Annotated in this window: 4 protein-coding genes; 2 read left to right on the top strand and 2 right to left on the bottom strand. The window is 57.2% G+C overall.

Annotation, left to right across the window (positions count from 1 at the left end; all coding sequences use genetic code 11):
• The first annotated feature begins 1,197 nt into the window (after positions 1-1,197).
• Positions 1,198-1,641, top strand: a complete 444-nt coding sequence (locus I6F33_RS11215) for a hypothetical protein (protein ID WP_225142476.1) — start codon at positions 1,198-1,200, stop codon at positions 1,639-1,641.
• A 913-nt stretch (positions 1,642-2,554) separates the two neighbouring features.
• Here I6F33_RS11215 and I6F33_RS11210 read toward each other — a convergent pair.
• Positions 2,555-3,967, bottom strand: coding sequence for a mannose-1-phosphate guanylyltransferase/mannose-6-phosphate isomerase (locus I6F33_RS11210; RefSeq protein WP_225142474.1), 1,413 nt, complete (start codon positions 3,965-3,967; stop codon positions 2,555-2,557).
• A gap of 221 nt (positions 3,968-4,188) precedes the next feature.
• Here I6F33_RS11210 and gmd point away from each other — a divergent pair, with 221 nt between their 5' ends.
• Positions 4,189-5,280, top strand: coding sequence for a GDP-mannose 4,6-dehydratase (gmd, locus tag I6F33_RS11205; protein ID WP_225142472.1), 1,092 nt, complete (start codon positions 4,189-4,191; stop codon positions 5,278-5,280).
• A gap of 95 nt (positions 5,281-5,375) precedes the next feature.
• Here gmd and I6F33_RS11200 read toward each other — a convergent pair whose 3' ends face one another.
• Entirely contained in the window at positions 5,376-6,683 is a 1,308-nt protein-coding gene (locus I6F33_RS11200; RefSeq protein WP_225142470.1) for a WcaI family glycosyltransferase, read from the bottom strand.
• Positions 6,684-6,734: the final 51 nt, after the last annotated feature.

Genomic DNA, 6,734 nt, shown 5'->3' with positions numbered 1-6,734 from the left:
GCTTGATATCTCGCAACGCCGAAGCCCACAGCGTCAGCGTATCTTCAACTGACGCGCCACCAATCATCAGATCCCGAATCATGGTCGCCCATGGATTCAGAACCTTCAGGAAGATGCAACTGTAATGTTAGGCAGCAAAGCCGCGTTGAAGGCCGTCCCGCCGAGGATGTCAGAAAGGCGTATTGCGAATGTTTCTGAAGGGCCAATCGGAGGAAGAAATGCCCTGTTCCCAACAAGAGCTCCCAACAAACCAAGCGGCAATAACCTCTTCATGCGAATTTGTAGGAATTTGGCAACTGTTAGCCTGCGAGACTGAAGACGCATCGCATACGAGTGCGAAAGCACGAACCCGCTAAGCATGAAGAAGAAATCCACCGCCAGATAGCCATGAGGTGCCAACTGCGGCGCACCGACGATGAAAGGTGAAAAAACAGGACGCCAATGGCGGCGAAGCCACGAAGCGCGTCTAGCACTTCAAACCTCTCTTCTGTCAATCGACACCTAAGTATTTTCCGTGACTATGCGCGCCCGCGGTCAATTAACGGAATTAAGCGATTAAATCGAGGCAGCGTGAGACCCGACGTCGGGGTCGAGAAGGCATCTTCAACTCCGATAGTATGCATCCGCTCCCCGAAGAGGCCACGCGATATAGTAGGCGCTCGACGCACAAAATTGAACCATCTCCTCGGCGGTGGTCCAGACACCACGCCACCACCCGTAACAAGCAGCCCTCCCTCTTGCTCGCATAACGACTGCGCACCGAAAGGGATGAGGGAGTGGACAGTCATTTCAGGCTGTGGTTGGCTGCGCGCTTTGGACCAAAAAAGACATTCCCGGTTATGAATAGCGTAAACTCAAGTCGCACGTGGACGCCCGAAGATGATAGCGCGCTGAGATCGGCAATCATCAATGGCCAGTCCATCCTAGAAATCGCCGCAACCCTCTGCCGAACTGAAAACGCCGTGCGGCGGCGGCTCTATCAGCTTGGCCTTTCAACCGCTCGGCTTGGCTCTCGGCGTCGTCCAAGTCAAAGGTTCGGATAAGCCTCTACTTGAAGGGGCGCCGAAGCTCCCTGAGGAGCGGACGGGCTCGACTTTTGGTCGATAAACTGATGACCCCGACGCCAACGCTTGGTCGACGTGGTGTCGTCCTATGATCTTAGTACGAGCCAGCAATTTACGCTCGCGGCTGTACAACTTGGCGACTATCCCAACTTCGGTTTTCTACTTCAGGGACCGAAACATTGGTCGCGACATCGATACCCTTCGTGTTGCCGTCAAGGGACGAAGCGCTTTTCGATTCGGAGATGAAACAATCGCCGCTACAGCATCAACTCAAGCTGCTGCGGATGGCAGCATAAATGATGACCCCGCACTGCGGTTTTTTGACGAAGAACTCGCCCGCGATCATTTGCGGTTACAAATCTCCCATATCGCCCGAGCGCGGATTGCTTCTGTCATGAAAACAATTGGGTTTCAGCATGTCCAAACAGATGGTTCCGCTATTGGGAATGCATGTTACGGCGCGGTCGCTAAGCAAATTGCCAGGAGAGCGAAACGCGGTCATAGACGCTTCTTCAGTCTCGGCGAACTGATAGTTTCGAGCCGAGCATTTGAGCTTTTGAGGGAAATGTCGAAGTAGCTGCGATCTTTCGCGCTTGCGATCTACGGCAATCATCTTACTGTCGTTTCATAGGCCCAACCGGCTGCGCAAATGGTCACGCTCCTCGAGCAGTTCTCGGAGTCTTTGAGCATTGTCAGATTGTATCTCCTGCCACTCGATGCGATCCTCTGCAGTCCACAAGTGAGACTCGCGATTGAAACGATCTTTCTCGTTTGCATCAAACTCCATGTATAACTTTATGTCGCGTTCGACCTGGTCCAATTGTTCTTGGAGAGTAGTTGGCATCAGCCGTTCCTTCGGCTCGCCTCCAGCCCGCTCCGATCTACGACGCAATCGGCATGGCGATCAATGGGCGTTGTCCCTCGCGGCTGATATATCCATCCCATTTCAACTCATTCGCCTCAAAGTGCCACGTCGGAGCAATTTTACTAAAGTACGTAGCTCAGATCGACTGATCTCCCTCCATGAGATTATGCAGACAAGCTAAACTCCCGGAGGAAGCGGCAAAGCATCCTCCAGTGCGTCAACTCCACTCTCGGAGAAGTTGTTGGCCGCAATCAACCGTTGACTTTTTCCTATCAATCACGCACGAACTTTGGGAGCGCCTGGTCCGGTGCCGACCGGCACCGTCGGTCTCGTTACCATCACGGTCGCCGGTGTGAGGCTGCGCTATCGGGAGAGCGTGCCGACCGCGATGAAAACGGCATCGGTCGCGGCGGTCGGCTTAGTCAGGTCAATGGTTAAGCCGCTTAGCTTTGACAGTGTTCGCCACCAGCTCGTCGAGCCCCATGTTAGCAGATCGGGATCGCCGCGATCTCCTCGTCCTTGTGGACGCAGATCACGTACTGACCGAAATCCGCAAACAGTCCCGGGACATCAGACTCACATACTACTCCGGCCCGATCATCGCAATGCGCACTTCGGGTGTTGCTTAGGTTCTTTGGTAATCGTCTTCAATCCGGATGATGTCGTCTTCCCCGAGATAGGAGCCGGTCTGGACCTCGATCAGCTCCAGCTGGATCTTGCCCGGATTCTCCATCCGGTGGACGGCCCCCATCGGGATGTAGATCGACTCGTTCTCGTGCACCGTCTTCACCGTCTCGTTGACGGTGACCTGCGCCGTGCCGCGGACCACGATCCAGTGCTCGGCACGATGGTGATGCTTCTGCAGCGACAGCCGCCCGCCCGGCTTCACCACGATGCGCTTGACCTGGTGGCGCTCGCCATTATCGACGGATTGATAGCTGCCCCAGGGCCGGTGCACCTTGAGATGCTCCTCGGTGACTTTCGGCGCCACCGTTTTCAGCTTGGTCACCAGGCGCTTCAGCCCGTTGGCATCCTTCTGCCGCGAGACCAGCACCGCATCCGCGGTCGCGACCACGACGAGATCGTCGACGCCTTCGAGTGCGACCAGCGCGGAATCGGTGGTGACGTTGCAATTGCGGGAATCCTCGAACACGGCGGTGCCGTGCGCGGCATTGCCCTGTGCGTCCTTCTCCGACAGCTCCCACACCGCATGCCAGGAGCCGACGTCGGACCAGCCGCACGACACCGGCACGACGGCGGCGCGCGAAGTCTTCTCCATCACCGCATAATCGATCGAGATCGCCTTGGCCGCGCCGAACGCCTCGGGCTCCAGCGTGACGAAGCCGAGATCGCGGCCGGCATTGTTGACGGCATTGGTGACGGCCTCGACGCTTGCCGCATCGACCCTGCGATATTCGTCGAGCAGCACGCTCGCCGGGAACATGAAGTTGCCGCTGTTCCAGAGATAGCCGGAATTGACGTAATCGGAGGCCTTCACCGCATCTGGCTTCTCGACGAAGCGTGCTACCGCTTGCACCTCGCCCGCGATCACCTCACCCGGATTGATGTAGCCATATTCGGTGGCCGGCCGCTCCGGCTTGACGCCGAACGTGACGATGCGTCCGGCATTCGCGGCGGTGAGGCCTTCGCGGCAGGCCGCGACGAAGGCGGCATTATTCTGCACGACGTGATCGGCGGCGAGCGCGAGCACGATCGCCTCGCTGGCGCGGTTCTGCGCGAACACCGCGCCGGCGGCGATCGCAGGGCCGGAATCGCGCCGCATCGGCTCGAGGATCACGTCCGCCTCGATGCCGATCTCGGCAAGCTGCTCCAGCACCATGAAGCGATAGGACGTGTTGGTGACGACGATCGGCCGGTCGAACAGGGCAGCGTCGGACACGCGCAGCAGCGTGTCCTGGAACGTCGAGCGCGTGCCGAACAGCGGCAGGAACTGCTTGGGGCGTACTTCGCGCGAAGCGGGCCACAGCCGCGTGCCGGCACCGCCGCACATGATCAGTGGGATTATGCGTTTGTCCAAGATCTGAAGCTCCAGGCCAAATTCAATTCACAAATCGTACAACATTCATAAGGCCAGAACTTCACCGTTGGGCACACAAATTCGAAATAGCCTTAGCAGGACTCTGTTGCCTATTGCGCAGACCTCAACGCTGTTAATCTAAGCTTGCTTTTTTGACCCAGCCCATCTCCCTATTCTCTTCGTTTTCGAGTACGAACGGCCTACCGAACCTAGAGATTATTATGACAAAGAAACGAGCACTTATTACCGGCGTCACCGGGCAGGACGGCGCTTATTTGGCCGAACTTCTTCTGCAGAAGGGATACGAGGTCCATGGCATCAAGCGCCGGACCTCCCTCTTCAATACGGACCGCATCGATCATCTCTATCTCGACCCGCACGAGCCCGATCCGCCCTTCCGGCTTCACTACGGCGATCTAACGGATTCTTCGAGCCTGATCCGCATCGTTGGCCAGGTGCAGCCAGACGAAATCTACAATCTCGCGGCGCAGAGCCACGTTGCCGTTTCGTTCGAAGAGCCGGAGTACACGGCGAATTCCGACGCTCTGGGCACCCTGCGCATCCTCGAGGCCATGCGTATTACCGGCTTGGAGAGGAAGGCGCGCTTCTATCAAGCGTCAACATCCGAGCTTTACGGATTGGTCCAGGAGATCCCGCAAAAGGAGACGACGCCGTTCTATCCGCGCTCACCTTACGCCGTCGCCAAGCTGTATGCCTACTGGATCACGGTCAATTACCGCGAAGCCTATGGCATGTATGCCTGCAACGGCATCCTCTTCAACCACGAATCTCCGGTCCGCGGCGAGACCTTCGTGACTCGAAAGATCACCCGCGCTTTGGCGCGGATCCATCTCGGACTGCAGGAAAGGCTCTATCTGGGTAATCTGGATGCCTTGCGCGATTGGGGACACGCGCGCGACTACGTCGAAATGCAATGGCTGATGCTGCAGCAGGACAAGCCCGAGGATTTCGTAATCGCTACTGGCGTGCAACATTCGGTCCGAGATTTTGTCAATGTCGCTGCCAACGAAGTGGGCATGACGGTCCGCTGGGAAGGAAACGGCGTCGAAGAAAAGGGATATGACGCCAAGACCGGCAAATGCGTCGTTTCGGTCGATCCCCGCTATTTCCGCCCCACTGAGGTCGCGACGCTTCTTGGTGACCCGTCAAAGGCCAAGCAGAAACTCGGCTGGGAGCCCAAGACGTCGTTCGAAAGCCTGGTCCGAGAAATGATGAAGGAAGATCTTGAGTCCGCAAAGCGCGACGAGCTCATCAAGCAGCATGGGTTTAGATATTATCCGCGCCACGAGTAGTTCTCATAGATCGGCTATCAAGCAACAAGCAAAAAAATGAGCGCCCATTGCGGCGCTCATCCTTTTCGGACCGTATCCAATTGCTGTCGAATGCCTCAGGGCGACCGAACGGCATCCTCCACAGGAAGCCCAATGTCGTTGGCGCTGCCCGTCGGGCTGGCACGCGTCTGCCCTGTCGCATTGCCCTGCCCTGTCATGGCCTCCGACCACCGGCCGACGATCGTGCGTCGATCCCAGCGATCAAGAGCTCGCCTTCTTCCTTCTTCGCCGTAGTGCTCACGCAGGCTGGGCGCGTCGCTGAGCTGGCAAATTGCGATTTCGAGAGCCGACGAATCTCCTGGCGGAATCACGAGGCCCGCATTCGTGACTTCCGCCGCGAGGCCGGTGCCTTCTTCGGCCATCGCAATGACCGGCCGAGCGGATGCGAAGATCGCACCGAGCTTCGAGGGCAACACGAGATCGGCGGCCTCGGCCTTCTGCGGAATCAGATGGAAATCGGCCGTGGCCATCAATTGATTGAAGCTGTCATTGGGCTGGAGCCCCAGGAAGTGCATATTGCGATGCCCGGCTGCAAGCTGCTCGAGCCTCATCTTGTGAGGCCCTTCGCCTGCAAGGATGAAGTGGATATGCGGATGACTTCGCTCCAGGCCAATCGCGGCTTCGATCACGAGTTCAAGGCCCTGCTTGTTGGACATCGTGCCGGAATACAGTCCAACGATATCGCCTTCAGCCAGGTTCAGTTGCTGACGGTATTTGGTCGCTCGAGACCCCGGACAGATCGCAGTGGTGTCGATCCAGTTTCTCACTTCCGCGGTTTTGTCGGGCCGCACTCCCTTGATCCTCAACCGCTCTACCATCGCTTGAGAAATGGTTGAAACGTTGTCGAACGATTTGAGGATCGCTGCTTCGATTCGAAGCATCCATTTTCGGAGAGAAGGATTGCGCAGCAAACCAAGATCGAACGCCGCATCCACCTCGAAATCCTGCACGTGAAGCCATGATCTGGCGCCGACGCGACGAGCGACGAAAGAGACGAAGGCTGCCGACATCAGCGACGGCGCGACAGCGATCATGACGTCGGGCCGCCAGGATAGCGCCTGAAGGAGAACCGGGGCCGAGCTCGTGAGCGCGAATGAAGCGTGATGAACCAGCCGTCTGACGCCAGAAGGATGTCCGGGCACATAAATCGGCGTACGCGTTACTCGAACTCCATTGATATCTCTCGATCTGAAGTACGAGGATTTGAATGCAGGGGGGATCTTCCAGGCGGGGTAATAAGGAGGCGCCGTAATCACTCTGACTTCATGGCCTTCGGCTACCAGACTCTCGCAGAGCTCGGCGTTGTATTTCGCCACACCGATCAGATCGGGGGCATAATTGATGCCAACCAAAAGAACACGCATAAAGCCCGCCCCAATTCAAATTTCAGAATAAAAAACTCTCTAGCAATCTAA

This window comes from Bradyrhizobium sp. BRP20 (genome assembly GCF_020194215.1).
Classification (GTDB): Bacteria; Pseudomonadota; Alphaproteobacteria; order Rhizobiales; family Xanthobacteraceae; genus Bradyrhizobium; species Bradyrhizobium yuanmingense.
The sequence above is the reverse complement of the archived record's forward strand: the minus strand, read 5'-3'. Positions and strand labels throughout refer to the sequence as shown.